General features: G+C 62.1%; 29 protein-coding genes and 1 pseudogene. 19 read left to right on the top strand and 11 right to left on the bottom strand.

The annotated features are described in order from the left end of the window. Positions 1-38: 38 nt before the first annotated feature. Positions 39-944, bottom strand: coding sequence for a LysR family transcriptional regulator (locus CO655_RS05525; protein WP_097608579.1), 906 nt, complete (start codon positions 942-944; stop codon positions 39-41). A 97-nt stretch (positions 945-1,041) separates the two neighbouring features. On the opposite strand from CO655_RS05525, the gene betC reads away from it, so the two are divergent. Further along, a complete protein-coding gene (gene betC / locus CO655_RS05520; protein ID WP_097664048.1) occupies positions 1,042-2,556 on the top strand; it encodes a choline-sulfatase in 1,515 nt (504 codons plus the stop codon). Between the two features lie 9 nt (positions 2,557-2,565). On the opposite strand, the gene CO655_RS05515 is transcribed toward betC, so the two are convergent. Both CO655_RS05515 and CO655_RS05510 read right to left on the bottom strand, forming a co-directional pair. After that, positions 2,566-3,429, bottom strand: coding sequence for a TIM barrel protein (locus CO655_RS05515; protein ID WP_097664047.1), 864 nt, complete (start codon positions 3,427-3,429; stop codon positions 2,566-2,568). 61 nt (positions 3,430-3,490) lie between these two features. Beyond that, on the bottom strand, positions 3,491-4,861 hold the full coding sequence (locus CO655_RS05510; protein WP_097664046.1) for an amidase: 1,371 nt from the start codon (positions 4,859-4,861) through the stop codon (positions 3,491-3,493). A gap of 271 nt (positions 4,862-5,132) precedes the next feature. Between CO655_RS05510 and CO655_RS05505 the strand changes: the two genes are divergently transcribed. Beyond that, positions 5,133-5,411: a hypothetical protein gene (locus CO655_RS05505; RefSeq protein ID WP_097582211.1), complete on the top strand. Its 279-nt coding sequence runs from the start codon at positions 5,133-5,135 to the stop codon at positions 5,409-5,411. 90 nt (positions 5,412-5,501) lie between these two features. Beyond that, entirely contained in the window at positions 5,502-5,939 is a 438-nt protein-coding gene (locus tag CO655_RS05500) for a DUF1810 domain-containing protein (RefSeq protein ID WP_097608575.1), read from the top strand. Here CO655_RS05500 and CO655_RS05495 read toward each other — a convergent pair. Further along, a complete protein-coding gene (locus CO655_RS05495) occupies positions 5,923-6,120 on the bottom strand; it encodes a hypothetical protein (RefSeq protein WP_010028403.1) in 198 nt (65 codons plus the stop codon). The genes CO655_RS05500 and CO655_RS05495 overlap by 17 nt on opposite strands. Positions 6,121-6,186: 66 nt before the next feature. Further along, a complete protein-coding gene (locus CO655_RS05490) occupies positions 6,187-6,807 on the bottom strand; it encodes a TetR/AcrR family transcriptional regulator (protein ID WP_097608574.1) in 621 nt (206 codons plus the stop codon). Positions 6,808-6,935: 128 nt separating this feature from the next. Here CO655_RS05490 and CO655_RS05485 point away from each other — a divergent pair, with 128 nt between their 5' ends. Beyond that, positions 6,936-7,151, top strand: coding sequence for a hypothetical protein (locus tag CO655_RS05485; RefSeq protein ID WP_097588444.1), 216 nt, complete (start codon positions 6,936-6,938; stop codon positions 7,149-7,151). Positions 7,152-7,204: 53 nt separating this feature from the next. Here the strand turns inward: CO655_RS05485 and CO655_RS34250 are convergent. Further along, positions 7,205-7,328 (bottom strand): annotated as a pseudogene (locus tag CO655_RS34250) (transcriptional regulator); the annotation flags it as partial. Continuing rightward, positions 7,328-8,185 carry an SDR family oxidoreductase gene (locus CO655_RS05475; protein ID WP_097608628.1) on the bottom strand — a complete coding sequence of 286 codons (858 nt, stop codon included), beginning with the start codon at positions 8,183-8,185 and terminating at the stop codon, positions 7,328-7,330. The gene CO655_RS05475 and the pseudogene CO655_RS34250, both read right to left, overlap by 1 nt. A 236-nt stretch (positions 8,186-8,421) precedes the next feature. Between CO655_RS05475 and CO655_RS05470 the strand changes: the two genes are divergently transcribed. The 4 genes from CO655_RS05470 (at position 8,422) to CO655_RS05455 (ending at position 10,581) form a co-directional block, all read left to right on the top strand. Further along, the gene (locus tag CO655_RS05470) at positions 8,422-8,850 is read left to right on the top strand and encodes a hypothetical protein (protein WP_097664045.1); all 429 of its coding nucleotides are present in this window, start codon (positions 8,422-8,424) and stop codon (positions 8,848-8,850) included. Positions 8,851-8,978: 128 nt separating this feature from the next. Beyond that, entirely contained in the window at positions 8,979-9,812 is an 834-nt protein-coding gene (locus CO655_RS05465) for an IclR family transcriptional regulator (RefSeq protein ID WP_097664044.1), read from the top strand. A gap of 71 nt (positions 9,813-9,883) precedes the next feature. Next, a complete protein-coding gene (locus tag CO655_RS05460) occupies positions 9,884-10,138 on the top strand; it encodes a plasmid stabilization protein (protein WP_097664043.1) in 255 nt (84 codons plus the stop codon). After that, entirely contained in the window at positions 10,135-10,581 is a 447-nt protein-coding gene (locus CO655_RS05455) for a type II toxin-antitoxin system VapC family toxin (protein WP_097664042.1), read from the top strand. The genes CO655_RS05460 and CO655_RS05455 overlap by 4 nt, the downstream gene beginning before the upstream one ends. 20 nt (positions 10,582-10,601) lie before the next feature. Here CO655_RS05455 and CO655_RS05450 read toward each other — a convergent pair whose 3' ends face one another. Together CO655_RS05450 and CO655_RS05445 are read right to left on the bottom strand one after the other, a co-directional pair. Further along, positions 10,602-11,810 (bottom strand): amidohydrolase/deacetylase family metallohydrolase, encoded by a 1,209-nt coding sequence (locus tag CO655_RS05450; RefSeq protein WP_097664041.1) that lies wholly within the window; start codon positions 11,808-11,810, stop codon positions 10,602-10,604. A gap of 246 nt (positions 11,811-12,056) precedes the next feature. Then, positions 12,057-12,923 carry a sigma-70 family RNA polymerase sigma factor gene (locus tag CO655_RS05445; RefSeq protein ID WP_097664040.1) on the bottom strand — a complete coding sequence of 289 codons (867 nt, stop codon included), beginning with the start codon at positions 12,921-12,923 and terminating at the stop codon, positions 12,057-12,059. 108 nt (positions 12,924-13,031) lie between these two features. Here CO655_RS05445 and CO655_RS05440 point away from each other — a divergent pair, with 108 nt between their 5' ends. After that, positions 13,032-13,490, top strand: coding sequence for a carboxymuconolactone decarboxylase family protein (locus CO655_RS05440; protein WP_004675835.1), 459 nt, complete (start codon positions 13,032-13,034; stop codon positions 13,488-13,490). Between the two features lie 64 nt (positions 13,491-13,554). Here CO655_RS05440 and rhaI read toward each other — a convergent pair whose 3' ends face one another. After that, entirely contained in the window at positions 13,555-14,847 is a 1,293-nt protein-coding gene (gene rhaI, locus CO655_RS05435; protein ID WP_097664039.1) for an L-rhamnose catabolism isomerase, read from the bottom strand. A 79-nt stretch (positions 14,848-14,926) separates the two neighbouring features. Between rhaI and CO655_RS05430 the strand changes: the two genes are divergently transcribed. After that, positions 14,927-15,085 (top strand): YqaE/Pmp3 family membrane protein, encoded by a 159-nt coding sequence (locus tag CO655_RS05430; protein WP_088689959.1) that lies wholly within the window; start codon positions 14,927-14,929, stop codon positions 15,083-15,085. On the opposite strand, the gene CO655_RS05425 is transcribed toward CO655_RS05430, so the two are convergent. Beyond that, positions 15,086-17,182 carry a bifunctional rhamnulose-1-phosphate aldolase/short-chain dehydrogenase gene (locus tag CO655_RS05425; RefSeq protein ID WP_097664038.1) on the bottom strand — a complete coding sequence of 699 codons (2,097 nt, stop codon included), beginning with the start codon at positions 17,180-17,182 and terminating at the stop codon, positions 15,086-15,088. Between the two features lie 198 nt (positions 17,183-17,380). Between CO655_RS05425 and CO655_RS05420 the strand changes: the two genes are divergently transcribed. The 9 genes from CO655_RS05420 (at position 17,381) to CO655_RS05380 (ending at position 26,501) form a co-directional block, all read left to right on the top strand. Beyond that, a complete protein-coding gene (locus CO655_RS05420) occupies positions 17,381-18,193 on the top strand; it encodes a DeoR/GlpR family DNA-binding transcription regulator (RefSeq protein ID WP_010027273.1) in 813 nt (270 codons plus the stop codon). Between the two features lie 46 nt (positions 18,194-18,239). Further along, positions 18,240-19,235 (top strand): rhamnose ABC transporter substrate-binding protein, encoded by a 996-nt coding sequence (gene rhaS / locus CO655_RS05415; protein WP_097582193.1) that lies wholly within the window; start codon positions 18,240-18,242, stop codon positions 19,233-19,235. A gap of 196 nt (positions 19,236-19,431) precedes the next feature. Further along, positions 19,432-20,928 carry a sugar ABC transporter ATP-binding protein gene (locus tag CO655_RS05410; protein WP_245423759.1) on the top strand — a complete coding sequence of 499 codons (1,497 nt, stop codon included), beginning with the start codon at positions 19,432-19,434 and terminating at the stop codon, positions 20,926-20,928. A gap of 9 nt (positions 20,929-20,937) precedes the next feature. Continuing rightward, a complete protein-coding gene (locus CO655_RS05405) occupies positions 20,938-21,939 on the top strand; it encodes an ABC transporter permease (protein WP_097664036.1) in 1,002 nt (333 codons plus the stop codon). Then, complete coding sequence (locus tag CO655_RS05400) at positions 21,936-22,946, top strand: ABC transporter permease (RefSeq protein ID WP_097608562.1); 1,011 nt, start codon at positions 21,936-21,938, stop codon at positions 22,944-22,946. The genes CO655_RS05405 and CO655_RS05400 overlap by 4 nt, the downstream gene beginning before the upstream one ends. Further along, positions 22,943-23,263, top strand: coding sequence for an L-rhamnose mutarotase (rhaM, locus tag CO655_RS05395; protein ID WP_097608561.1), 321 nt, complete (start codon positions 22,943-22,945; stop codon positions 23,261-23,263). Before CO655_RS05400 ends, rhaM begins: the two co-directional genes overlap by 4 nt. Beyond that, a complete protein-coding gene (locus tag CO655_RS05390; RefSeq protein WP_097664034.1) occupies positions 23,260-24,639 on the top strand; it encodes an FGGY-family carbohydrate kinase in 1,380 nt (459 codons plus the stop codon). Before rhaM ends, CO655_RS05390 begins: the two co-directional genes overlap by 4 nt. Positions 24,640-24,727: 88 nt before the next feature. Further along, positions 24,728-25,486, top strand: coding sequence for a fumarylacetoacetate hydrolase family protein (locus CO655_RS05385; RefSeq protein ID WP_097664033.1), 759 nt, complete (start codon positions 24,728-24,730; stop codon positions 25,484-25,486). 130 nt (positions 25,487-25,616) lie between these two features. Further along, positions 25,617-26,501 (top strand): AraC family transcriptional regulator, encoded by an 885-nt coding sequence (locus CO655_RS05380; protein WP_097664083.1) that lies wholly within the window; start codon positions 25,617-25,619, stop codon positions 26,499-26,501. Positions 26,502-26,550 lie beyond the last annotated feature (49 nt).

The raw sequence follows: 26,550 nt of genomic DNA, 5'->3' as shown, positions 1-26,550 counted from the left end.
GATGACAAGGCTTCTTCCGAAGAGAAATGCAACCGCTGCTAATCATTCTTCTCCACCTCATCCGACAGCCAGGTGCTGAGCCTCTCGCTGTGGACGTTCGGAGATCGCGGAGGCACCAGCCAGTAACCGCGGTCTCGCGCCTCCAGCGACGGGCCGGCTTCCAGCAGCATGCCCGCCGAAAGGAGCGTGTCGACGAGCCCCATCCAGCCGAGCGCCACGCCCTGCTCGCTCAGCGCCGCCTGAACGACCAACGAATAGGTGTTGAAGCTGATATCACCGCGGTCGGCGTGGGCGCCGCGCAGGACGGAGAATTCACCAAAATATGTGCGCCAGTCGAACCAGGGCGATGGCAGCGGCGCGTCGAGATGGATCAGCCTCGCTCCGGCCAATTGTCCTGGATCGTCGAAGGGTCCGTTGCGATCGAGGAACCCCCGCGTGCAGACGGGCACGACCCTCTCCGGCAGCAGAAGCGTGCCCACGGCACCGAATTCCGCCCGCGTCCCGAACACGACCGCGACGTCGGCCTCGTCGCGAAACCCGACCGCAAGCCTCTGCGTCGCGACGATCTGTATGTCCGTTTCCGGGTGCAGCAGGCGAAAGCCATCCATGCGCGGGATCAGCCAAAGCGCCGAGAAAGCATAGTCGGTTCTGAGCCTGACGATCGGCCTCTGGGCTTCGAGGCGAAAACTGCGGGCGAGCGCATCGATATCGCCGACCGCCCTGGCGGCGATGTCCAGAAGCCGCTCGCCTTCGGCGGTCAATTCGACGCCACGATGCTGGCGGCGCAGCAGGCTGACGCCGAACTGCTGTTCCAGCCGGCGGATCTGGTAGCTGACGGCCGGCTGGGTCAGCCCGAGAAGCGTTGCAGCCGCCGAAAAGCTCCCGAGCCGCGCGACCTCGACGAACAGCCGCATCCATCCAAGCTCAGGTGGGTGATCTGACATAAAAATACCTTTGAGCAGCCATCGAAAAAAGCTGTCTTTACAGCCGTCATATTAGGCGCTTCAATAAAATCATCAAATAGCAAAAAGGAGGAACGACATGGCACGCCCGAACATCCTCATCCTGATGGTGGACCAGTTGAACGGAACCTTCTTTCCCGATGGTCCCGCCGATTTTCTTCACGCGCCGCATCTGAAATCACTGGCAAGCCGCTCTGTGCGTTTCGCCAATAGCTATACGGCAAGCCCGCTCTGCGCGCCGGCACGGGCGTCCTTCATGTCGGGACAGTTGCCGAGCCGGACGCGCGTCTATGACAACGCGGCTGAATTTGCCTCCGACATTCCGACCTATGCGCACCATCTACGCGCGGCCGGATACCAGACGGCGCTGTCGGGCAAGATGCATTTCGTCGGCCCCGACCAGCTTCACGGTTTCGAGGAACGGCTGACGACGGACATCTATCCGGCCGATTTCGGCTGGACACCTGATTATACCAAGCCCGGCGAGCGCATCGACTGGTGGTACCACAATCTCGGTTCGGTCACCGGCGCCGGCATTGCCGAGATCACCAATCAGATGGAATATGACGACGAGGTCGCCTATCACGCCACCCGCAAGCTCTTCGATCTCTCGCGCGGTCACGACGAACGCCCCTGGTGTCTGACCGTCAGCTTCACCCATCCGCACGACCCCTATGTCGCGCGCCGCAAATTCTGGGATCTCTATGAGGACTGCCCGGCACTCGACCCGGCGGTCGCGGCGATCCCCTTCGAGCGGCAGGATCCTCATTCTCAGCGCCTGATGAAAGCCTGCGAGCACGATGCGTTCGACATCAGCGGCGAGCAGATCAGGCGGGCAAGACGCGGCTATTTCGCCAATATCTCCTATGTCGACGAAAAGATCGGCGAGCTTCTCGGCGCCCTGGAACGCAGCCGCATGGCCGAGAACACCATCATCCTCTTCGTGTCCGACCACGGCGACATGCTTGGCGATCGCGGCCTCTGGTTCAAGATGAACTTCTTCGAAGGTTCGGCGCGGGTGCCGCTGATGATCTCAGCCCCCGGCTGGACGCCGAAGCGCATCGATCAGCCCGTCTCCACCCTTGACGTAACGCCGACGCTTGCCGGGCTTGCCGGAATCGATATCGCGTCATTGAAGCCATGGACCGAAGGCCAAGATCTTGCAGCCCTTGCGAAGGGCACCGGCAGCCGTGGCCCGGTACCGATGGAATATGCCGCGGAAGGCTCGGAAGCGCCGCTCGTCTGCCTCAGGGACGGGCGCTACAAGCTCTCGCTCTGCGAGAAGGACCCGCCGATGCTGTTCGATCTTGAGGCCGATCCGCAGGAGCTCGACGATCTCACGGGAAATCCGGCGCATGCCGAGACGCTGGCGCGGCTCATCGAACAGGCGGGCCGGCGCTGGAACCTTGCCGCTTTCGACGCGGCCGTGCGCGAAAGCCAGGCCCGCCGCTGGGTGGTCTACGCGGCGCTGCGCAACGGCGCCTATTATCCATGGGACTATCAGCCGCTGCAGAAAGCATCGGAGCGCTATATGCGCAACCACATGGATCTGAACGTGCTGGAGGAAAGCCAGCGGTTCCCGCGCCAGGAATAGCAGACGGTTCTAGGCCGTCCGGCGGGCCGGAGCCTCGCGCAAAAAATCCTCGATGAAGGTCTTTTGCAGCAGGATGCCGTCCCATTCGTCGGCGAAGAAGGGCGAATCATAGATCAGCGTGAAGGGACCGGCATAACCGGCCCTTTCGCACATCTCCAGGCACTTGCGGTAATCCTCCGCATCGAGGCCGCCGGCATTGTAGTCGGCCTTGGCGTGGCAGATTTCCGCCCGCCGCATGATATCGGCCAGACCGTCATATTTGGCGGGGGCTGACCAGTTGCCGAGGTCGCCGTTGAGACCGACCTTGCCATCCAGCCGGTCGAGCAGCCAGTTCATTTCGACTGGCGACGGTAAGAGGTCGAACCAGTTCTCGACGACGATGCGCACGCCGCTGCCTTCCGCCTTCTCGGCCAGCCAGTTGAGGTGGCGGGCCGCACGGCCGAGATTTTCCTCGCTCGGCTTCTGCTTGCCGGCGATGACGCGCATTCTCTGCGCCCCGAGTGCCGCCGCGATGCCGATCCACTCCGCCATCCAGCCGATGTCGCGCTCGGCCGTCCCGGCATGGCTCGGATCGCCGTCCTCGACAAGCAGCGTCTGGAACAGCACGTTCGAGGCCGCCATCGCATCGCTGAGTTCGCCGATATAGGCGGCATCGAGGCTCGGCAGATGGAAGGAGCAGATTTCCAGCCGGTTGACGCCGCGCGCCGCCAGCATCGCCGGCACGTCGATCAGCGCCGCGCCGCCGGGGCCGTAGGGTTCCTTCGGCGCCGCGCTCTTGTCGGGGGGGTCGGGGCTATAGGCGTGGACCGGGCCGAGCAAGCGATGCAGCGACCATGTCGAAACCGCGAAACGTCCGTTTTGCAAATGCTGCATGTTCCCTCCTCCAATTCCTCTCGCGCCAGTCAGTGGCACAAAATCGAAATCAATCGCGAACTCAGTCAAAATCGCCGCGGATGACTGCCTCCGCGGCAAGCGCCGTTCCCAGCAATGCCTCGTCGCGACGGGCGGTGGCCGAAAGCAGCAGGCCGACGGGCATGCCCGCCTCGCCCGTGCCGCAAGGCACCGACACACCGCACCAGTCGAGAAAATTGCCGAACATCGTATTGCGCAACGTCTTGTTGTTCGTGGCGAAGAAGAGCTCGTCATCCTGTTCCAGCGGCGCGATCGGCGGCGCCACATGCGCGACGGTCGGAAAGGCGATCAGGCGGTCGCCGACGAAGCGGTCGACATCGGCAATGAGGCGGCGGCGGGCTTCGAGAAGCGCCATGTAATGCGGCGCCGTCGTCCTCGCTCCCAAGCGGGTGCGCATGACGACGCGATGATCCATGCGGTCCGCTTCCGGCCCCGCCAGCCGGTCCTGATGAAGGGCATAGGCTTGCGCAGTCACCAGCGGGCCGTACGTCGTCAGCAGATCGATGATTGCGTCGAAAGCGGGGATGGTGATGCGCAAAACCCGAACACCTGCCCTTTGAAGGCGCTCCAGGGCTGCCTCGAAGGCGACGACGACACCCGGTTCGGCCCCATCGAAGACGATGTTTTCAGGCACGAGCAATTCCAGCCCCTGCAAGGAACGCTCAGCGACCTCGGGCGCGGTCAGGCCGCACATCGCCGCATCGATCCAGACCGCATCCTTGACGGTGCGGCAGAGCGGCCCCAACGAATCCAGGCTTTTCGCCAGCGGATAGACACCGTCCATGGCATGGCGGCCGCGTGTCGCCTTGTAGCCGACGATGCCGTTGAGGGCGGCGGGAATACGCACCGACCCGCCGGTATCCGTGCCCATCGCGACCGGGACCAGTCCAGCGGCGACGGCCACACCGGCGCCGGAGGAGGAGCCGCCGGGGATGCGCGGACGGTCGGCGCTTCGCGGATTGACCGGCGTGCCGTAATGCGGATTGATGCCGAGGCCGGAGAAGGCGAACTCGCTCATATTGGTGCAGCCGATGGCGATCATGCCGGCATTCCTCAGCAAAGCGACGACGGCCGCATCCCGCTCGGCCGGCGCATCCCCTGCCAGGACGCGCGAACCCGCCGTCGTCGTCCGGCCTTCGATGTCGAAAAGATCTTTCCAGGCGATCGGAATACCGTCCAGCAGTCCGAGCGAGCGCCCTTGCCGCAGCCGTTCGGAAGACGCGCGCGCTTCTTCCATCGCCCGGTCTTCAAGCAGCATGGTGAAGACGGCCTTGTCGGCGTAATTCGCGATGGCGTCGAAGACGGCCTCGGCCACATCGACCGGATCGGCTGCGCCGCCCTGAATGAGGACGGAAAGCTGGGCGACCGACATGGCGCCGAAGGATTTGCTCATGGGACCATCCAGACGAAATATCCCTCCGGATTACCGCGGATCATTTCGATGAGCCAGAGCTTCACGATATTTTGCATGCATTAGTTCGATTTTTTGAACACTGCGTTTGCAGATCGCCCCTTCAATTGCCGCGATTGAAGACACACATGATGCTCGCATTTGGAGTAGGATTCGGCACGAGGGTGAGGGTTTACCCTCGGGACGCGACTCTGCATGTGTTGCAGGAGTAATTAGAATGGCAGATTGTGAAACTTTAAGCCGTCACCGGGATATGGTGACCGTCCACGTGAAAGAGGACGAAACGGCCGGCGCCGGTGAGCGCGATTATGCGGAACATGTCAGTGCCCAGAAACTGTCGGGCTTTGAGCGCGTTGTCATTGTCGGCGCATTGCTTGTCTTGAGCTTTGCGGGTTTTGCCGCATATTCTTCCGGCAATACCGATCCGATGACGACATCGGCTATTGCCGCCCCCGCCGGCGATAATCCGCCGCATCATCCGGCTTACGGCCATTGCCGCGACAGCAGCCCCTACGCTGAAAGGGTCTGCTGACAGCCCGGCCCCTTCGCCGGGCAGATAAGTTCGCCGGGCATGGAGCCCCTTGGCCCAGGCTGCAAAGACAGCAGGAAAAGGGAAAGAACCATGGCCGGTGATATCGACTTTAACCTCGACCGTTTCGTCGAAGCCCAGAACGGCATCTACCAACAGGCGCTCTCCGAGCTGCAGGCCGGGCGCAAGACGTCCCACTGGATGTGGTTCATCTTCCCGCAGATATCAGGTCTCGGCACGTCGGCGATGGCGGAAAAATATGCGATCCGTTCGGCCGAGGAAGCCGCCGCCTATCTCGCCCACCCCATTCTTTCAGGCCGGCTGCTGCGCTGCGTCGAGGCGATTTTATCGGTCGAGGGCCGATCGGCGCACGACATCCTCGGCTCGCCCGATGACTTCAAGCTGCGCTCATCGATGACGCTGTTTGCTGCGATCAGCGATCACGGCTCGCCCTTCCACCGGGCGATCGCGCGTTTTTATGACGGACAATTCGACGAGCGGACGATGGAGATCCTCAGCGCCAGGGAGTAGCCGCTCTGTTCTCCAGGGCGGCGATCTCGTCGGAGACCTCGCTCAATCGCTGACGCAGATCGCTGTCGGTGCCGTCATCGACCTCTTCCTCGCCGAAACAATAGCGCGCATCGTGAAGCTCCAGCTTGGCTTCAAGCTCGGCGCGTTTGGCATATAGGCGCTTGAGATAGACGTAGTTCATCTCTGCCTCCACATCGCCTTCCGGTGATGGAAAAACGGCATGGAGGCGGTAAGGTTCCCCGGAGGGTCAGGTGAAAGAGGCGATCGCCGCCCTGCAGGCCTTGGCGAAATGACCACAACAGCTGGCAGCACCCATCGCCTGGCGGCTGACGCGCGCGCCTTCGAGCAGCAGCGTCAGCGTATCGGCAAGAAGTTGAGGTTCGCGCGCACCGGCTGCGGAACAGAGCGCAGCCAGACGATCGCGCTGTTCGGCCTTGTGCCTCTCGATCATCTCGTGGGCAGGATGGCCCTCGCCCTTGAGTTCTATGGCGGCATTGGCGAGATCGCAGCCGGCGGGCTCGCCGTTCAGACACTGCGCCCGCATCTCGACCCAGGCGTCCAGCTGGGCGCCGGGATCGCCGGGATGGGCCGCCTCGAGATCCCGCCAGATGGCATCCGCCTTTTCGGAGGCGCGGCGCAGCGTCTCGCAGACGAGCTCGTCCTTCGAGCCGAAATGCCGGTAAAGCGTCATCTTGTTGGTCGACGCCGCATCGGCGATGGCATCGACGCCGATGCCGCGAATGCCGTGTTCGCGGAAAAGCTCCGAGGCGGTCGAGACGATGCGCTCCCGCGGAGGGATGCGATCTTCTAGAACGGCGGAGATTTCACTCGAAGTTTCTGATTTTTTTGCGGACGAAGTCCTTGACATCAATGTGACCGATCGGTAACAACTGTATTGTTACTTACCGGTAACACCACAGACCGCCAAAGTCAATGCCGAGGGCTTGGCGGCGCAAAGTGGAACACGGGCGACCGCCCACGAAAGGAGGACAAGCCATGAGAAAGACCAGAGACGACCTGACGATATCCGAAGCCCTCCGCGACCCCCTGATCGCCATGGTATTGCGCGCCGACGGCGTGAAGCTTGAAGATTTCAAGCAACTCCTGGAGACGGCCGCCGGCAACCGCGAACCGCGCCCGACGCCGGTCGGCAAAATGATCGGAGCACTCGCAAGCCGCGCCAACCTGCCGGCGATGCCCTGCTTCGGCTGAAACAACTTTCTGAATACCGGGGGATCTCTCCCTGCCCCCGACAAGGGCTGTCGTCATAAAGAGGCGGCGGCCCTTGCTGCTTGGTCGTAGTGGCCGGAAAGCGCCCTGAGCGTCGCCGCCACTGCCGATGTCGCCGCCGGATCGAGCCCGGAACCGCCAATTCCGTCCGACCTGCATCACAGGATCGGCTTGCCGCCGGTGACCGCGATTGTCGTGCCGGAGACATAGCTGGACAAAGGATCGGCCAGCATCACGTAGGCTGTTGCGAGCTCGGCCGGCTGGCCCGGCCGTTTCATCGGCACCTGCTTGCCGAAATTGCTGACGCTTTCCTCAGGAAGCGTTGAGGGAATGAGCGGCGTCCAGATCGGCCCCGGCGCCACGGCGTTGGCGCGAATGCCTTTCTCGGCCAGCAGCTGGGCGAGGCCGGCGGTGAAATTCTGGATCGCCCCCTTGGTCGTCGCATAGGCGAGCAATGTCGGATTCGGACTGTCGGAGTTGATCGAGGCCGTATTGATGATGGCGCTGCCGGGCTTCATATGGGGGACGGCAGCCTTGGTCAGGTAGAACATCGCGTGGATGTTGACCTTGAAGGTCAGTTCCCACTCCTCGTCGCTGATCTCGTCGATGCTCTTGAAGCTTGCCTGATGCGCGGCATTGTTGACGAGAATGTCGATACCGCCGAGCTCCTTGACCGCCGTGTCGACTATCTGCCGGCAATGAGCCGGATCCTGGATATCGCCGCTGACGAGCACGGCCTTGCGTCCGGCCTGTTCGACGAGCCGCTTCGTCTCGTCGGCATCCTCATCCTCGTCCAGGTAGGAAATCACCAAGTCGGCGCCCTCCCTGGCATAGGCGATCGCCACCGCCCGGCCGATGCCGCTATCGCCGCCGGTGATGATCGCCCGCTTACCCTTCAACCGGTCGGAACCGCGATAGCTTTTCTCGCCATGATCGGGAACGGGATCCATCTGTGCGGTAAAACCGGGCATGGGCTGTTTCTGGGACGGGAAAGGCGGTGTCGGATAATTCGTCATCATGACCTCCTGGGTTCGGGGTCAAACTCAGGCTGCGGCTTGTTGTTCCAAGCGGGATTACGACTGCATCGTTTTCGGATTCAAATGACCTCACGTCGAGACATCAGTTCTCGTCGCCATCGGGACGGCGTCCGATTTCGAGCGCCATCGCGCCCGAATTCAGAATCCTCCTCGACAGACCTCAAGCATGGTTGTAATGGCGAGGCATTACACGCATTGCCCAATGAGACACCGAAATGACAACTGACGGATCAGTGCAGCCTCATGGCTTATGGCCACGTGTCAGGGACAGAGAGAGCGCTATTTATGTGACCAGAATGGCCGGGTTACCCACTTTTCTGCTGGGCATTTCCTATGTTCTGAGCCCCTATTTAGAATCCCAAATTTTTGATTTGCGCTCTGGCATCGAAATCCTCGTCGGAGCTTTGTTAATCTTGACGGGCCTGCGCATACGCAGCGGCAAGCTGGGGTTGTTGCCATTCTCGGTTGCGATGGTTTTGCTGCATGCCTTGGGTAGGGTTTTGTGGGCTTGGATATTCGTGCGAAACGGATACGAACCTGAAATGACTGCGGCATTTCTAACAATGTCGCTGATGCAAGTGCTGACGAGTCTTCTTATGATCAGTGGGCTGCGGGGATGGCGGTGGCTGAAGAATAATCCATGAGTTTCCCCAGGGCTTCCATCGCTGGCGCACCCGCCCGCACGATCAACCTACAAGATGTTGCGATTTGCCACAGCGACCGCTATGCCATAGTAATGTAACATGATCGCAGTGTTAACGAGGTGCATGAATTGGACGGAAAGACATCACCCGCAGTTTACTCCGAAGATGAGGGCCATGCCGACGAAGCCGCCGGCAAGGGTGCGCGCCGCGCGCGCGTCAGCGGCATCGACCGGGCGCTTCAGGTGATCGATCATCTCTATGAGACGGGATCGCCGGCCGGCGTCTATGCCATCGCCAAGGCGGTGAAGGCGCCGCTTTCGACCGTTTACGTCATCGTCGACGATCTGGTCGAGAAGAACATGCTGACACGTCAGGCTGATGGTTCGATCTGGCTCGGTGCGCGGCTTTATCACTATGGCCTCGCCTATGCCCGGTCGCTTGATTTCATGAGCATCGCCACCCACGAGATGCATGATCTCTGCCGCCAGGCCGGCGAAACCGTGCAGGTCTGCGGCCGCGACGGCGATTATATGCTGGTGCTTGCCATGGCCGATGGCCCGAGCCACTTCCAGGTGGCATCCCGCGTCGGCACCCGGGTGCCGCTGAACTGGACAGCATCCGGCCGCCTGCTCGTCGGCCATCTGCCGGAGCAGGAGCGCATCGAGCTGTTCAAGCGCTGCGCCCGCTCGTCGCCGACCGGCCGCGCCGAGATCGATCCAAGCACGCTATCGGAAGCCGCCGCCAAGGCCTTTGAGGCGCGCCTGTCGATCCAGGCAGGCGAATCGGATTATGCGGTTGCCTGCATCGCCTCACCGATCTGCGACCGCGACGGCCACTGCGTCGCCACCATTTCCATCGTGCTGCCGGAGCAGAAAGCCTTCTCCGACGAGAACCACTATACCGCGCATGTGCGCAATTCGGCGGAGCAGATCGAAAAACTGATGGGCTGGCGCAACCGCTAGCGCCTCCTGATTGCGACATGACTGCATAATGGCTATATTGCTGTCATTGACAGCGTATTCGGAGTTTGAATATGGCCATTCTGACAGTTCGAAATGTGCCCGATGAGGTGCATCGCGCATTGCGTCTGCGGGCGGCGATACACGGCCGCAGCACCGAGGCGGAGGTCCGTGACATCCTGGAAAATGCGGTGAAACCCGAGCAGCGTATGCGCATGGGGGATGCCTTGGCGGAAATCGGTCGACAGTCAGGGCTGTCCAATGATGATTTCGAAGGGCTCGACCAGCTACGCGACAAGGCGCCGGCGGAGCCATTGAGGTTTGAATGATCGTTCTGGATACGAACGTTCTTTCCGAGGCGATGAAACCAACCCCCCATTCGGCTGTGCGGTCATGGCTGAACGAGCAGGTCGCTGAAACCTTGTATTTGTCGAGTGTGACGTTGGCCGAGTTGCTGTTTGGCATCGGCGCGCTGCCGGACGGTCGGCGCAAGACGGCTCTAACCGAAACACTCGGCGGTATACTCGAACTGTTTCAGGATCGCGTGTTGTCATTCGACGCGGAAGCGGCCCGACACTATGCCGATCTTGCCGTCAGGGCTCGTGCGGGCGGCAAAGGATTTCCAACTCCGGACGGATATATCGCCGCCATCGCCGCTTCGAAGGGGTTTATGGTCGCAACACGCGACGTCAGCCCCTTTGAAGCCGCGGGACTTACTGTCGTAAATCCCTGGAACCACCAAGCACCTCACGCCTTTCGGACGGATTTCTGATCAATCCGGCGCCGTATATCCTACCGGTAGGAATAACCATGGCTATGCCGCACGAGCTTGCGCGCTCGCGGCAGGTAGCGGCTGGCGGTGAAGGCCTCGGCGCCCATCACCGCATAGCGCGGCTCGAACAGCTTGTTCAAGACCGAGAGATCGCCGTTGGAATCCGTCGCTTCGAGCTCGGAATCGATGAGGTCGAAAACGGTGAATTCCGCTTGCGCGCCGACCGAAAGCCGGTTCTCCATCGGCAGCTTGATGACCGATGCCGGCGCATGGGTGACGGCCTCAACCACCTTGTCGAAGGGCATGCCGACGCTGAGCAGCTTCGACATCGTCGTCGCCAGATCCCAGACCGGAAAATTCATCGAATGACCGTGCAGGTCGGTCGAGATCGAAAACGGCAACAGGCCGCGGGCGATCGCCGCCTCGGCGACCTTGAAGGAGAAGGAGGCGCCGCCATGGCCGATGTCTAGGCGGATGCCTTCGGAAGCGCAGCGCTCGGCGAGATTGAAGAGATCCTCGTCCTCCATGATGCTCGAACCGGCCTTGCCGTTGAAGCAGTGGGTGACGACGTCGCCGGGACCGAGGATTTCGAGCACTTCATCATAGAGCGCCGGCGGCTCGCCGACATGCACCATCATCGGCACTTTGAGGATCTTGGCGATCTTCTTGCCGAGCTTGACGGGGGTCACACCCCAGGAGCCGGTGATGACGTGGCTGGCGCGCACCTTGATGCCGACGATGTGTTCGCTGTTTTCGGCATAGACCTCGAGAATGCGGTCGAGATCGATATCTCTGATATCCCTGAGTTCGGCGACACGGTTGCAGGCGACAAGACCGATCGAGCCGAGGTTCAGGAAGGCCTTGATACGCTCGCGCGAGGGCTCGATGATATATTCGCGGAAACCGTGGAAATTCGCCTCGCCGGCCGACCCGGCATCGACAAGCGTCGTCACGCCGCGCTCGAGACCGCATTCGGAGGGGCGGATCGAAATGTCGGTGCCGCCATGCCAGATATGCACATGCAGGTCGATCCAGCCGGGCGAGACGAAGGCACCCTTGCCGTCGATGCGGGTGACATCTTGAGAGACCGCGAGCGACGGCCCGATCTCGGTGATCCTGCCTTCGGCATCGACGAGAATGTCGATCACCCCCTCGCCTGCGCCGGCACCGAAAGCCACCGGTTTGACATTGGTGAGGAGAAGCGGCTTCTTCGCCTGGTCGCCGGACATGATATGCTTTCCTTTCGAGGTCTCGAAACCTGTCTGCAGGTCACGATGAGAGGCAAATGGGGAAGGTGGGAGACGGCGCCATCTGCATCACATCGCGGCAATTCCATAATTATGATACATGAGGCCTTATAATAGAATAAAGCCGGAGGCATCGCTGTCAAGAAAAATGACGCTCCGCTGGCGGTCAGCAATCGGACGCGGCGCGCCTCTTCGGAAGCGCGCGGGTTTCAAAGAACCGCGTTTTGTTCAATCCCGCAGGATCGAAAAGTCGAGCCGCTCCAACTGATCCGGGTCGGCGACGGCATCGATCGCGACGATGCTGTTCTCGTCGATCGTCAGCGTCACCGCGACGCGGATCTGGCCGTCAATGTGCACGACAAAGCCCAGCTTGCCGTCGACGATGGCCATTTCCGCCGCCTGCGCCCGGCCCTTGAAGGCCGCAGCGACGTCGGTCGCGCCGCGCATGGCGCCGATACCGTATCGGGCGGCCGTCGCATCCGGCCGGAAGACGACGTCGGGGGCAAGCACCGCAAGCAGCGCCTCCAGATCGCTGTTGCGGGACGCCGCCAGAAAGGCCTCGGCGATCGCCCGCTTGCGGCCAAGATCGACCTCCGGCGCTTCGTCCATGCCCTGGACGCGGCGGCGGGCGCGGCTTGCGAGCTGCCGGGTGGCGGCGGAGGAACGGCCGATGATCGGCGCGATCTCATCGAACGGCAGATCGAACATGTCGTGCAGCACGAAGGCGACACGTTCGGCCGGCGCCAGCGTCTGCAGCACCACGAGCAGCGCCAGACCGACGGAATCGGCGAAGGCTGCTTCGCTTTCGGGATCCCCGCCCGGATCAGCGACCGTCGCATGCAGGGGCATCTCCAGTGGCTCCTCGCGCCGGCTCTTGCGGGCGCGCAGCATGTCGAGGCAGATCCGCGCCACGACCGTCGTCAGCCAACCGCCGAGATTGCCGATCCCGGTCGCATCGGTGCGGCTCAGCCGCAGCCAGGCCTCCTGAACGGCATCCTCCGCCTCGCTGCGCGAACCGAGCATCCGATAGGCCGCAGCCCTGAGATGCCCCCGGTTCGCTTCGAATTCATCGGCCAGCCATTTTTTCTCGTCCATGTGTCACATTCCTCCGCTGCGTTGCGTCAAGGCCATGACGAATGAAACCTGGCCGGTGTGACAGCGCCGGCGGATCGTCGAAGAGCAAACACAGCAAGGAGACATATCATGCAGGAGAGAATGGGAAATCCCGCCCTCGTCCTTCCCGCGGCCATGCAGGCGCTGACAGCGCTCGGCAAAGTGCCGGCGGAGGCCGGCCTTTCACCGAAGCTGCTCGAACTCGTCAATCTGCGCGCCAGCCAGATCAATGGCTGCAGCGTTTGCATCGACGGGCATCCCAGGATCGCAAAGAAGCTCGGCGAGACGGATGAAAGGCTCTTTGCCGTCAGCGCCTGGCGTGACACGCCCTATTTCAGCGATGCCGAACGGGCAGCCCTTGCGCTGACCGAGGCGGTGACCCGCACCAGCGACCGCGCCGACCCGGTGCCGGACGAGATCTGGGACGAAGCGACCCGGCATTACGACGGCAGAAGCCTCGCAGCCCTCGTCGTCGCCATCGCCAACATCAATGTCTGGAACCGGCTGAACATCGCCACCCGCCAGATCGCCGGCGCTTGGAAGCCGTAAACGGCAATGACCGGCAGCGCGTCATCCGCGCTGCCGGTCATCCTTTTATTTTCAGCTTTGCAATTCAGATGATACCGCCGCCGCCGGCAACGGAAGCCGGGCGTTCGGCCGCCACCTTGTTGCGGTAGCCGCTGGCGCGGTAGGCGGCGATCGGGTCGATGGCGCCGCCGGCCCGGCGCCGGGCTTCGGCGAGGATCGGCTCGACATCGGCTCGATAGGCGCGCTTCAGCGTTTCCGACGCCATCAGCGCGTCATTGTCCTGCTGGTAACCCTCGAGCGCCTTGCGGTCGACGATCAGCGCCTGCGCATAGGCGCGGCGGATTTCGTTGGCGCTGTTGATCAGGCTCTCGATCGGATCGGTGACATTGTGCGACTGGTCGATCATATGGGCCGGGTTGAAGTCGTTGACCCCACGCTGTTCGGCATCGACCAGCTCGTTGAAGACGAGGAACAGCCGGTAGGGATCGATCGCGCCGGCGTCGAGATCGTCATCGCCATATTTCGAATCGTTGAAGTGGAAGCCGCCGAGCTTACCGAACTGGATCAGCCGGGCGACGATCATTTCGATATTGGTGTTCGGCGCATGATGGCCGAGATCGACCAGGCAATGAGCCTTGGGGCCGAGCGTCTGGGCGATCAGGTAGTTGGTGCCCCAATCCTGCACGATCGTCGAATAGAAGGCCGGCTCGTACATCTTGTGCTCGGTGAAGAGCTTCCAATCGTCGGGCAGCGCCTTGTAAATGTCAGCCATCGAGGCGAGGTAACGCTCGAACGCCCTGGTAAAATTGCTCTGGCCGGGAAAGTTCGAGCCGTCGCCGATCCACACCGTCAGCGCCTTCGAGCCGATCGTCTTGCCGATCTCGATGCATTCGAGATTGTGCTCGACCGCCTGCGCCCGCGTTGCCGCATCCGTATGGCTGAGCGAACCGTATTTGTAGGAATGGGCCTGTCCCGGCGCATCGGAAAAAGTGTTCGAATTCATTGCGTCGAAGCCGAGGCCGAGCGCATCGCCCTTGGCCTTCAATTCCCGTGCATCCGCCTTGTCCCAGGGAATATGCAGCGAGACGTTCGGCGTCGCCTGCGTCAGCTGGTTGATGACGGCGCAATCGTCGAGCTTGTCGAAGATGCCACGCGGCTCGCCGGTTCCGGGAAAACGCGCAAAGCGCGTGCCGCCGGTGCCAACACCCCAGGACGGAACGGCGACGAAAAATTCCGCAACCTTGCGGGTGATTGCTTCGATATCGACGCCGCGCCGATCGAGCGTCGCACCCAATGCGTCGTAATCGGCTTTCAGTGCCGCCACCCGCTTTTCATTTTCGCTCGCCACCAGATCCGGCGCAATCCTGAATTCAGCCATTGTTTCCTCCCACGTCGCGAACCACCGAACCGTGGTTTGCGTTCTAACGCTTGTATGTCTTCAAAACTCAGGAGCTACGATGGACATCGTCCGCATTCTTCTTGCGATCATCCTGCCGCCCCTTGGCGTATTCCTGCAGGTCGGGATCGGCCTGCATTTCTGGCTCAACATATTGCTGACGCTTTGCGGCTATGTGCCGGGGATCATCCACGCAATATGGGTGATCCTCCGAAAATAGTTAGCGCGTAAAACTCTGCACGTTGCCGGCATCGACGTTGATGATGTTGCCGGTCGACTTGGCCGAGAGATCGGATGCCAGGAAGTAAACCGCTTCGGCGATGTCTTCCGGGAACACGTTGAGCTTCAGCATGGAACGCTTGCGGTAATGCTCCTCCAGGTCGTCCACTTCGATCTTCGAGGAAGCCGCACGCTGTTCGCGCCATTCGCCGCTCCAGATCTTGGAGCCGCGCAGGACCGCATCCGGATTGACGGTGTTGACGCGGATGCCGGCATCCGCGCCTTCCAGCGCCAGGCAGCGGGCGAGATGGATCTCGGCGGCCTTCGCCGTGCAATAGGCGGACGCATTCGGCGAAGCGGCAAGCCCGTTCTTCGAGGCAATGAAGACGACGTTGCCGCCGAGCGCCTGCCGGCGGAACAGCCGGAAGGCCTCACGCGAGACGAGGAAGTAACCGGTCGCCAGAATGTCGATGTTGCGGTTCCACGTCGACAGCTCGGTCGTTTCGATCGGCGCCGAAGAGGCGATACCGGCATTCGAAATGAGAATATCGATGCCGCCGAATTCGACGCAGGACTCGGCGAAGGAGGCGATAACGGCGTCTTCCTTGGTAACGTCGAGCTTCACGGTACGCACGGCATCGGCGCCATATTTCTTCACGAAATCGGCTTCGGTCGATTCGAGCGCCGCCTGGTCGATATCGGCGAGCACCACACAGGCGCCCTCGCCGACGAGGCGCGCGGCCGTCGCCCGGCCGATGCCGCCGGCGCCGCCGGTGACGAAGGCCACCCGGCCGGCCAGGCTCTTCGGCTTCGGCATGCGCTGCAGCTTGGCCTCTTCGAGCAGCCAGTATTCGATATCGAATGCCTCCTGCTCCGGCAGGCCCTGATATTCCGATACCGTCGAGGCACCACGCATGACGTTGATGGCGTTGACGTAGAATTCGCTGGCGATGCGTGATGTCGCCTTGTCGCGGGCAAAGGACAGCATGCCGACGCCGGGAACGAGGAAAATCACCGGATTGGCGTCGCGCATGGCGGGCGAATTGTCATGCTTGCAGTCGTTGTAATAGCGGGCGTAGTCGGCGCGGTAATCTTCCAGCGCCTGGTCGAGACCGGCAATGATCGCGTCGACATCCGGCTTGGCGGGATCGAAATCGACGATCAGCGGCCGGATCTTGGTGCGCAGGAAATGATCCGGGCAGCTGGTGCCGAGCGCGCCGAGCGGGCGCAGATCCCTGGAATTGACGAATTCGAGCACGGCGTCCTGATCGTCGAAATGCCCGAGCTTGCGCTCCTGCTTGCCGATGCGGCCGCGAATCTCCGGCATCAGCCGGGCGGCGATGGCGCGGCGTTCGGCAACCGGCAGGCTCTCGGAAACCGCGCCGCCGAAAATCGTCTTGCCTTCGGTCTTTTCGGCAAACCAGACGATCGCCTTGTTGATGATCTCGAGCGTCAGCTCGTAGCAGGCCTTGGCATCATTCGCCCAGGTGAAGAGGCCGTGGCTTTCGAGCACGACGCCTTTGGCGTTCGGGTTGGCCTTGACGAAGGCTTCGAGATCGAGGCCGAGCTGGAAGCCCGGACGGCGCCAGGGCAGCCAGCCGATCTCGTTGCCGAAGATCTGCTGCGTCAATTCTTTCGAATTCTTCGACGCGGCAATGGCGATGATCGCATCGGGATGCATGTGATCGACATGGGTGAAAGGCACGAAACCGTGCAGCGGCGTGTCGATCGAGGCGGCGCGGCCGTTGAGGTTGAAGGTGCAATGCGGCAGGAAGCCGACCATGCGGTCTTCGTCCTCGACACCCTTATAGATGGATTTCAGCGATTCCAGCTTGTCCTGGTAGAGCGTGGCGAAACCATCGAGCTTGATCGTGCCGACGTCGCCGCCCGAGCCCTTGACCCAGAGCACCTTGACCTTGCCGCCATCAAGCGGATCGGTTTCCATCACCTTCGCCGAGGTGTTGCCGCCGCCGTAATTGGTGATGCGCTTGTCGGCACCGAGCAGGTTGGAGCGATAGAGCAGCTTGCCGGGCTCGTCGAGGCCCGCCGCGTAACCATCATCCCACCGGTTTTCCAGAAGCCGGACGTTCGCCGCCATATCATCCTCCCATATCAGGCTTGTCGGGGGCCGCAATCAGCACGCCCTTTCGCTCACGGTATCGCGCATCAAAAGTGCGCTTGTCAATCGAAAACGATCAAAATCGATTATGCTGCATCGCAATATGAAAATTTATGATCGTTTGTGATTGACAGCCTTTAACGGATACGAAATAAATATGACAAGAGGAGGAGCCCAATGCACGAACGCGAACGCCATCGCATCATCTTAAGCGCCGTTCAGGAAAAGTCCGTCGTTACGATCCAGGACATCTCCGAGCTTACGGAAGCTTCCGAAGCGACCATCCGGCGCGATATTGCGGCTCTTCATGTGCAGGGCAAGATCCGCCGGGTCCGCGGTGGTGCGGAAGCCGTGCACCCGCCGCAGCTCGGCAATCTTGCCGGCCGACCCTTCCGGGTTTCAGAATCAGTCAACATCGATAAAAAGCGCGCAATTGCACGCGCCGCCGTCGATCTCTGCGAAGCCGGCGACGCCATCATCATCAATGGCGGCACGACGACCTTCCAGATGGTGCATTATATGGCCGGCCATCGCCTGCAGGTCATGACCAACTCTTTCGCCATCGCCGAACATCTGGTGAAGCATTCCAAAAACACGGTGACGGTGCCGGGCGGTGCGATCTACCGCGAACAGAGCCTGATCCTATCGCCTTTCGACAATGACGCGATCCGCAATTTTTATGCGCGGCGAATGTTCATCGGCGCACAGGGCGTCGGCCCGCTCGGCATCATGGAGGCGGATGCCCTCATCATCCAGAGCGAGCAGAAGCTGATGCATCAGGCCGACGAACTCGTCGTCATGGTCGATTCGAGCAAATTCAATCGCCGGTCGAGCCTCATTCTCTGCGCGCTCGACCGCGTTTCCGTGGTCATCACCGATGACGGGATTTCGGAAGAGGCGGCGCGCATGGTCGAGAATGCCGGCGTCCGGCTCGTTGTCGCAAGCCCGGTGACCCAGGCTGTGAGGGAGGATTCCTCGTCGGTCGCATGAGGCGCCGCCGAGGTGTGGAAGTCTAATCTTTAAGGGAGGAAAGCACATGAAACTCGCAAAGACACTTGCGCTCGGCGTCGCGCTCGCCGTCGCCATGATGGCCGGCACGGCAACCGCCGCGGACATCAAGATCGGCCTCGTCGTGAAGTCGCTCGGCAACGGCTTTTTCGACGCCGCCAACAAGGGCGCCCAGGAAGCCGCCAAGGAACTCGGCGGCGTCGAGGTCATCTACACCGGTCCGACGTCGACGACGGCCGAAGGCCAGATCGAAGTCATCAACTCGCTGATCGCCCAGGGCGTCGACGCCATCGCCGTTTCGGCCAACGATCCGGACGCGCTCGTTCCGGCGCTGAAGAAGGCGACCCAGCGCGGCATCAAGGTCATCTCCTGGGATTCCGGCGTCGCACCGGAAGGCCGCATCCTGCAGCTCAACCCCTCGTCCAACGAGCTGATCGGCAAGATGTGCCTGACGCTCGCCAAGGATCATCTGGAAGGCGGCAAGGGTGACTTCGCCATCCTGTCGGCAACGACCACCTCGACCAACCAGAACATCTGGATCGACCAGATGAAGAAGCAGCTCAAGGACTTCCCGGGCCTTAACCTCGTCACCACGGTTTACGGCGACGACCTCTCGGACAAGTCCTATCGTGAAGCCGAAGGCCTCTTGAAGTCGAACCCGAACGTCAAGGTCATCGTCGCTCCGACGACGGTCGGCGTTCTCGCCGCTTCCAAGGTCGTCGAAGACAAGGGCCTTGTCGGCAAGGTCTACGTCACCGGTCTCGGCCTGCCGTCCGAAATGGCCGGCGCCATCAAGTCGGGCGCCACGAAGGAATTCGCCATCTGGAACCCGATCGATCTCGGCTATTCCGCAACCCAGATCGCCTATCGCCTCGTCAAGGGCGAGACCGACGGCAAGCCGGGCAGCGAGATCAATGCCGGCCGCATGGGCAAGATCAAGGTCGGCGACAACGGCGAAGCCGCCATGGCCGATCCCTTCGTCTACAATGCTTCGAACATCGACCAGTTCTCCAAGGTCTTCTGATCGTTAAGACCCCTTCTGGCCTGCCGGCCATCTCCCCCACAAGGGGGGAGATAATCTGAAGCAACGCCCCCGCCCATCGCGAGCCTCGGCATCGCGGTGGGTCAAGCCCCTCCCCCTTGTGGGGAGGGGTTGGGGAGGGGTTTTCAAGGTGAAACGAATGATGCACGCCGCAACGCAAAAGCACGAAACGAGCCCCATGCCAGACGCGCCCGCCATTCTGGAAATGCGCGGCATCTCCCAGATCTTTCCCGGCGTGAAGGCGCTCGACAATGTCAGCATCGCCCTTCATCCCGGCACAGTGACCGCACTGATCGGCGAAAACGGCGCCGGCAAATCGACGCTCGTCAAGATCCTGACCGGCATCTACCGGCCGAACGAAGGCGAGATCCTGGTCGACGGCCGGCCGACGAGTTTTGCCAGCGCCCAGGCTGCGATCGATGCCGGGGTCACCGCCATCCATCAGGAAACAGTGCTTTTCGACGAACTGACGGTTGCCGAAAACATCTTCCTCGGCCATGCGCCGCGCACGCGCCTGCGCACCATCGACTGGCAGGCGATGAACAGCCGCTCGAAGACACTGTTGACCGCGCTCGAAAGCAATATCGATCCGACCATCCGGCTGAAGGACCTCTCCATTGCGCAGCGTCACCTGGTGGCGATTGCCCGCGCGCTGTCGATCGAGGCCCGCATCGTCATCATGGACGAACCGACCGCCGCCCTTTCCCGCAAGGAGATCGACGATCTGTTCCGCATCGTCCGGGGCCTGAAGGACCAGGGCAAGGCGATCCTCTTCATCAGCCACAAGTTCGACGAGCTTTATGAGATCGCCGACGATTTCGTCGTCTTCCGCGACGGTCGCGCCGTCGGCCAGGGGCGGCTCAAGGACACGCCGCAGGACGAGATCGTCCGCATGATGGTCGGCCGCGACGTCGAGAACGTCTTTCCGAAGATCGATGTTGCCATCGGTGGCCCGGTGCTGGAGATCCGCAACTACAGCCACCGCACCGAATTCCGCGACATTTCCTTCACCCTGCGCAAGGGTGAGATTCTCGGCGTGTACGGCCTCATCGGCGCCGGCCGCTCGGAACTGTCGCAATCGCTCTTCGGTATCACCAAGCCGCTTTCCGGCACGATGATGCTCGAAGGGCGCGAGATCACCATCCATTCGCCGCAGGACGCGATCCGCGCCGGCATCGTCTATGTGCCGGAAGAGCGCGGCCGCCATGGCCTGGCGCTGCCGATGCCGATCTTCCAGAACATGACGCTGCCGTCGCTCGCCCGCACCTCGCGCCGCGGCTTCCTCCGGGCTGCGAACGAATTCGCGCTGGCCCGCAAATATGCCGAGCGGCTGGATCTGCGCGCTGCCGCGCTTTCCGTGCCGGTCGGCACGCTGTCGGGCGGCAACCAGCAGAAGGTTGTCATCGGCAAATGGCTGGCGACGGCGCCGAAGGTCATCATTCTCGACGAACCGACCAAGGGCATCGACATCGGCTCGAAGGCGGCCGTGCACGGCTTCATCAGCGAACTCGCCGCCGAAGGCCTGTCGATCATCATGGTCTCGTCCGAACTGCCGGAGATCATCGGCATGTCCGACCGTGTCCTCGTCATGAAGGAAGGCCTCTCGGCCGGAATTTTCGAACGCGCCGAACTGTCGCCGGAAGCGCTGGTGCGCGCCGCCACCGGCAATGCATGAGGTAGAAGCATGGCAAGACTGATCAGAAAACGCGAAACCCTGCTGTTCCTCATCATCGTCGTGATGATCGCGATCTTCTCGACGCGGGCAGCCGATTTCGCAACGCCGGACAATCTCGCCGGCATCTTCAACGATACCTCCATCCTGATCATCCTGGCGCTGGCGCAGATGACGGTGATCCTGACGAAATCGATCGACCTGTCGGTCGCCGCCAATCTCGCCTTCACAGGCATGGCGATCGCGATGATGAATGCCGCATATCCGGGCCTGCCGCTCGTCGTTCTCATCCTCGCCGCGATCATCATCGGCGCGGCACTCGGCACGATCAACGGCTTCCTCGTCTGGCGTCTCGAAATCCCGCCGATCGTCGTGACGCTCGGCACGCTCACCATCTATCGCGGCATGGCCTTCGTGCTTTCGGGCGGCGCCTGGGTCAACGCGCACCAGATGACGCCGACCTTCCTCGCCGTCCCCCGCACACCGATCCTCGGCCTGCCGGTGCTGAGCTGGGTCGCGATCATCATCGTCGCGCTGATGTACATGCTGCTGCGCTACAGCCAGTTCGGCCGCTCCGCCTATGCGACCGGCGGCAATCCGACCGCGGCGGTCTATGCCGGCATCGATACGGGCCGGACGAAATTCCTAGCCTTCGTCCTCTCGGGTGCCCTGGCGGGTCTCGCGAGCTATCTCTGGGTGTCGCGTTATGCTGTCGCCTATGTCGATATCGCCAACGGCTTCGAACTCGACAGTGTTGCCGCCTGCGTCATCGGCGGTATTTCGATTGCGGGCGGCGTCGGCTCGGTCGCCGGCACGGTCCTCGGCGCACTCTTCCTCGGCGTCATCAAGAATGCCCTGCCGGTCATCGGTATTTCACCCTTCACCCAAATGGCGATATCAGGCACCGTCATCATCCTCGCCGTCGCCTTCAACGCCCGACGCGAGCGCAACCGCGGCCGCATCATCCTGCGCGACCGCGCCGCAGCCGACACGACAACGGAGGCCGCAGCATGAGCGCCGTTTCCACGCCGTCCGAAAAGCGGGTCATCCCCGACCGCCTCGGCACGCCTTTCCGCCGCATCATCGCAAGCTGGGAAGTGCTGCTCTTTGGCGTCGCCGTCCTGATCTTCATTTTCAATTCGCTGGCTTCGCCCTATTTCCTCGATGCCTGGAACCTCTCGGACGCGACCTTCAACTTCACCGAAAAGGCGATGATTGCCTTCGCCATGGCGCTGCTCGTCATCTCGGGCGAGATCGACCTCTCGGTTGCTGCCATCATCGCGCTCGCCTCGACGGCGATGGGAGCGGCAGCTCAAGCCGGCATCGGCACGCCCGGTCTTGTGCTGATCGGCATTGGCACCGGCCTTGCCTGCGGTATCTTCAACGGCGTGCTCGTCTCGGTGCTGAAACTGCCGTCGATCGTCGTCACCATTGGTACGATGAGCCTTTTCCGCGGCATTTCCTATATCGTGCTCGGCGACCAGGCCTATGGCAAATACCCCGCCGATTTCGCCTATTTCGGCCAGGGTTATGTCGTCTGGGTGTTCTCCTTCGAATTCGTGCTCTTCATCGTCGTGGCGATCCTCTTCGCCATCCTGCTGCATGCGACGAATTTCGGCCGGCAGGTCTATGCGATCGGCAACAATGATTTTGCCGCCCGCTTCTCCGGCATCCCGGTCGAGCGCGTCAAATTCATCCTCTTCCTGCTGACCGGCATCATGAGCGGTGTCGCCGCCGTCTGCCTGACCTCGCGCCTCGGCTCGACCCGGCCTTCGATCGCCCAGGGCTGGGAACTCGAGGTCGTCACCATGGTCGTGCTCGGCGGCATCTCGATCCTCGGCGGCTCCGGCAGGATCGGCGGCGTCGTCATCGCCGCCTTCGTCATGGGCCTCGTCACCTTCGGCCTCGGCCTGTTGAATGTGCCCGGCATCGTCATGTCGATCTTCATCGGCCTTCTGCTTATCATCACCATCGCCATCCCGATCATCGCCCGCCGCATCAAGCTCATGAGTTCCCGATGACATTGGAAAAACACGCCTTCAAGATGCAGCTCAACCCCGGCATGGAAGCCGAATATCGCAAGCGGCACGACGAGATCTGGCCGGAGCTGATCGATCTCCTGCACCAGTCGGGCGCCAGCGACTATTCCATCCATCTCGACCGCGACACCAACACGCTGTTCGGCGTGCTGACGCGGCCGAAGGACCACACGATGGCGAGCCTGCCGGAACATCCCGTCATGAAGAAATGGTGGGCGCACATGGCCGATATCATGGCGACGAACCCGGACAATTCGCCGGTTCAAAGCGACCTCGTCACCCTTTTCCATATGCCATGACCGCCAGCTCCTATCGCCGCATCGCCGTTCTCGACATCGGCAAGACCAACGCCAAGGTCGTCGTGCTCGACAGCGGAACGGGCGCCGAGATCGCCGTCCTGAAGCGGCCGAACGTTACGATCAAGACCGGCCCCTACCCGCATTACGATATAGAGGCTCTCTGGTCCTTCGCGCTCGATGCCCTGAAGACGCTGGCGCGGGAACCCGGTTTCGACGCCATTTCAATCACGACCCATGGCGCCGCCGCGGCGCTGCTCGATCGGCACGGTCAGCTCGCCATGCCTGTGATCGACTACGAACACGAATATCCCGAAGCGATCCGCGATGCCTATACGGCCTTGCGCCCCTCCTTCGACGAGACCTTCTCGCCGCGCCTTTCGATGGGCCTCAATGTCGGCGCCCAGCTGCATTACCAGAGAACCGCCTTTCCCGAGGCGTTCGCTGAGGTGGCGACCATCCTCACCTATGCGCAATATTGGACGGGGCGGCTGACGGGTGTCGCCGCCAACGAGCTGACCTCGCTCGGCTGCCACACCGACCTCTGGAATCCGAAGGCGGGCGACTATTCCTCGCTCGTCGACAGGCTCGGCATCCGCGCGCTGATGGCGCCGATCCGCTCCGCCTTCGATGCGCTCGGCCCGGTGCTGCCGGGGATTGCCGCGAAGCTTGGGCTCGCAGCCCCCGTGCCGGTCTATTGCGGCATTCACGATTCCAATGCCTCGCTGCTGCCGCATCTCGTCCATCGCGAGGCCCCCTTCGCCGTTGTCTCCACCGGCACCTGGGTGATCAATTTCGGCGTCGGCGGCGATCTCGATCACCTCGATGCCAAACGCGATGCGCTCGCCAATGTCGATGCCTATGGCCGGGCCGTCCCCTCCTCGCGTTTCATGGGCGGGCGGGAATTCGAAATCCTGTCGGCCGAAATCGGCCCTGTCGATGAAAAGGCGGCCCAGGCGGCGATCGGCCCTGTCATCGAAAAGGGCATGATGCTGCTGCCCAACGTCACCTCCGGTTCCGGACCTTTTCCCGGAAAGACCAGCCGCTGGATTGGCGCGGAAGAGGCGAGCCGCGAGGAGCTGCATGCCGCCGCCTGCCTCTATCTCGCTTTGATGACCGATGCCTGCCTCGGACTGATCGGCGCCAAAGGCCTGGTCATCGTCGAAGGGCCTTTTGCCCTCAATGAGACCTATCTGAAGCTGCTGGCCGCCCTTGCCGGCCGCGCGGTCCTCGCTCTTCCCGGCTCGACCGGCACCAGCCAGGGTGCCGCCCTTCTCACCGGCATCCAGCCGGTATCCGGCGCCGAGACGCATGTTCCGCCGGCCGAAATCGCGGGGCTTTCCGCCTATCGCGATCGCTGGTACGCGGCGATGGAGTAAGCTTTCCTAAATACGGCTCAAGAACGCCCTTGTTCGTTGCTGTCTTGCCGTTAGTGTGCCACCTCGAAAATCAGCTTGAGGAGACAGCATGACAGAGGCATTCGATCCACGCGCCCTTGCCGCCAGACTGCACGGCCTGCGCCAAGCCGGCCGACAGGAGGAAACCGGCACTTTCACGCTGCCGGCCGATCTGCATCAGGCGATGGAGGCGCAGAATTTCCTGACAGCGGCGGACGGTATTTCCAGCAATGCCTGGAAGGTGACGGTCTCGCCGCAGGGTCAGGCGGTCACCGGTCCGCTGCATCCCTATGCCGAAGCCGCCTCGGGCGCGAGCATCCCCTGGTATCCGGGCATGAAGTTCGAGACCGAGATCGCCGTGCGTCTCGGCAAGGATCTGCCGATCCGCACCGGGACTGCCTATAGCCGCGCCGAAGTGGTCGAGGCGATCTCCGCTGCCCATCTCGGCGCCGAGCTGCTGGTCAGCGCCGTCAGGGAAAGCGGCAGCATTTCCTTTCTGCTGTTTACATCAGACCGCCTCGGCAATAGCGGCTATGTGCTTGGCCCGAAGCTCGACAAAAGTGTTGTCGATACCGCCGCCGGCACGCCGCTCAAGGTCACCCATGCCGGCCGCACGATCTATGATGGTCCGGCGCAGCATCCGAAGGGCGACGTTCTCACCTGGCTCGTCGATTACGCCAATGACGGCCTGCGCCCTGAGACATCGCTGAAGGCAGGCGCGCTGATCACCACGGGCACGTTGAGCGGCGCGATCGAACTGACGGAGCCAGGCGAGATCGATATCCTCCTCGGCGACAGCCAGCTCCGTTTCGCGGTGGCGAAGCCCTGATCGATCGCGGCTTGCCGTTCCCGGATCTGGACCTCATTCGGTGATTGTCATCCGGTTCCGCCTGCTGTAATAAACTTGAGTATTAATTGAAGGTTTATCTCCGGCCGCTTGGCCGGAGGCGGAAATGGAAATGACGTTTCAACCGCGGATGCAGAACAAGATCCAGGGCTTCTCCGTCATTGGCGGCGTGCATCGCCGCCAATGGAACGGCATCGTCGCCGATGTCTGGGACGTCGAATGCGCCGCTTATGCCGGCGGCTATTATGTCTCGCGGGATCCGCGGCTGTTCATAATGCTCGACAAACGGGGACCGGGCAATTCGCGCATCAAGCTGTCGCCGAAGGCCGAGGGCGCCGTTCAGGATGCGGAAAAGCGGCCGATCTCCTATGTGCCGGCCGGCATGGAAGTCTGGGCCGATCTGACCGGCGTGCATTCGGTGCGCCACCTCGACGTCCATTTCGACGCCGACACGATCAGCCGCCGGCTGATGGAGGATATCGACCCGCGTCGTCTCGGAAGTCCGCAGCTTCTCTTCTCCGATGAGCGCCTGCTGGCGCTGGCGCAGCTGGTCGCGGCCGAATGCCTCAATCCGGAGCCGCTGCACGATCTCTATGGCGACGGCCTCGCGCTGGCGCTGATCATCGATGTGCTGAAGCTTTCCAAGGCGGTGCCGCGCAAACGCAGCAAGCTCGCCTCCTGGCAGCTTCGCCGCGCCACCGACTTCATCGAGCAAAACTGCCTGCGCAACATCCGCCTCGAGGAACTCGCCGGCCTGACCGGCCTGTCGCAATCGCATTTCAGCCATGCCTTCAAGGCTTCGACCGGCATCGCGCCGCACCAGTGGCAGACCAATGCCCGGCTCGATAGGGCCAAGCGGCTGCTCGTCGAGAGCGAATATGCCTTGACCGCGATCGCCGCCGAAACCGGCTTTGCCGATCAGGCGCATTTCACCCGCGTCTTCCGCAAGCATGTCGGCAGCACGCCGGCGAGCTGGAAAAAGGCCCAGCTTGCCTAATTGCAACGGTCATCGGGCAATTGTTTGCGAGCCGGAGAATTGCCCAAAA

This window comes from Rhizobium sp. M1 (assembly GCF_002531805.1).
In the GTDB taxonomy this organism is placed as follows: domain Bacteria; phylum Pseudomonadota; class Alphaproteobacteria; order Rhizobiales; family Rhizobiaceae; genus Rhizobium; species Rhizobium etli_C.
Note: the sequence above shows the minus strand (reverse complement) of the source record. Positions and strands in the feature narration are given on the sequence as shown.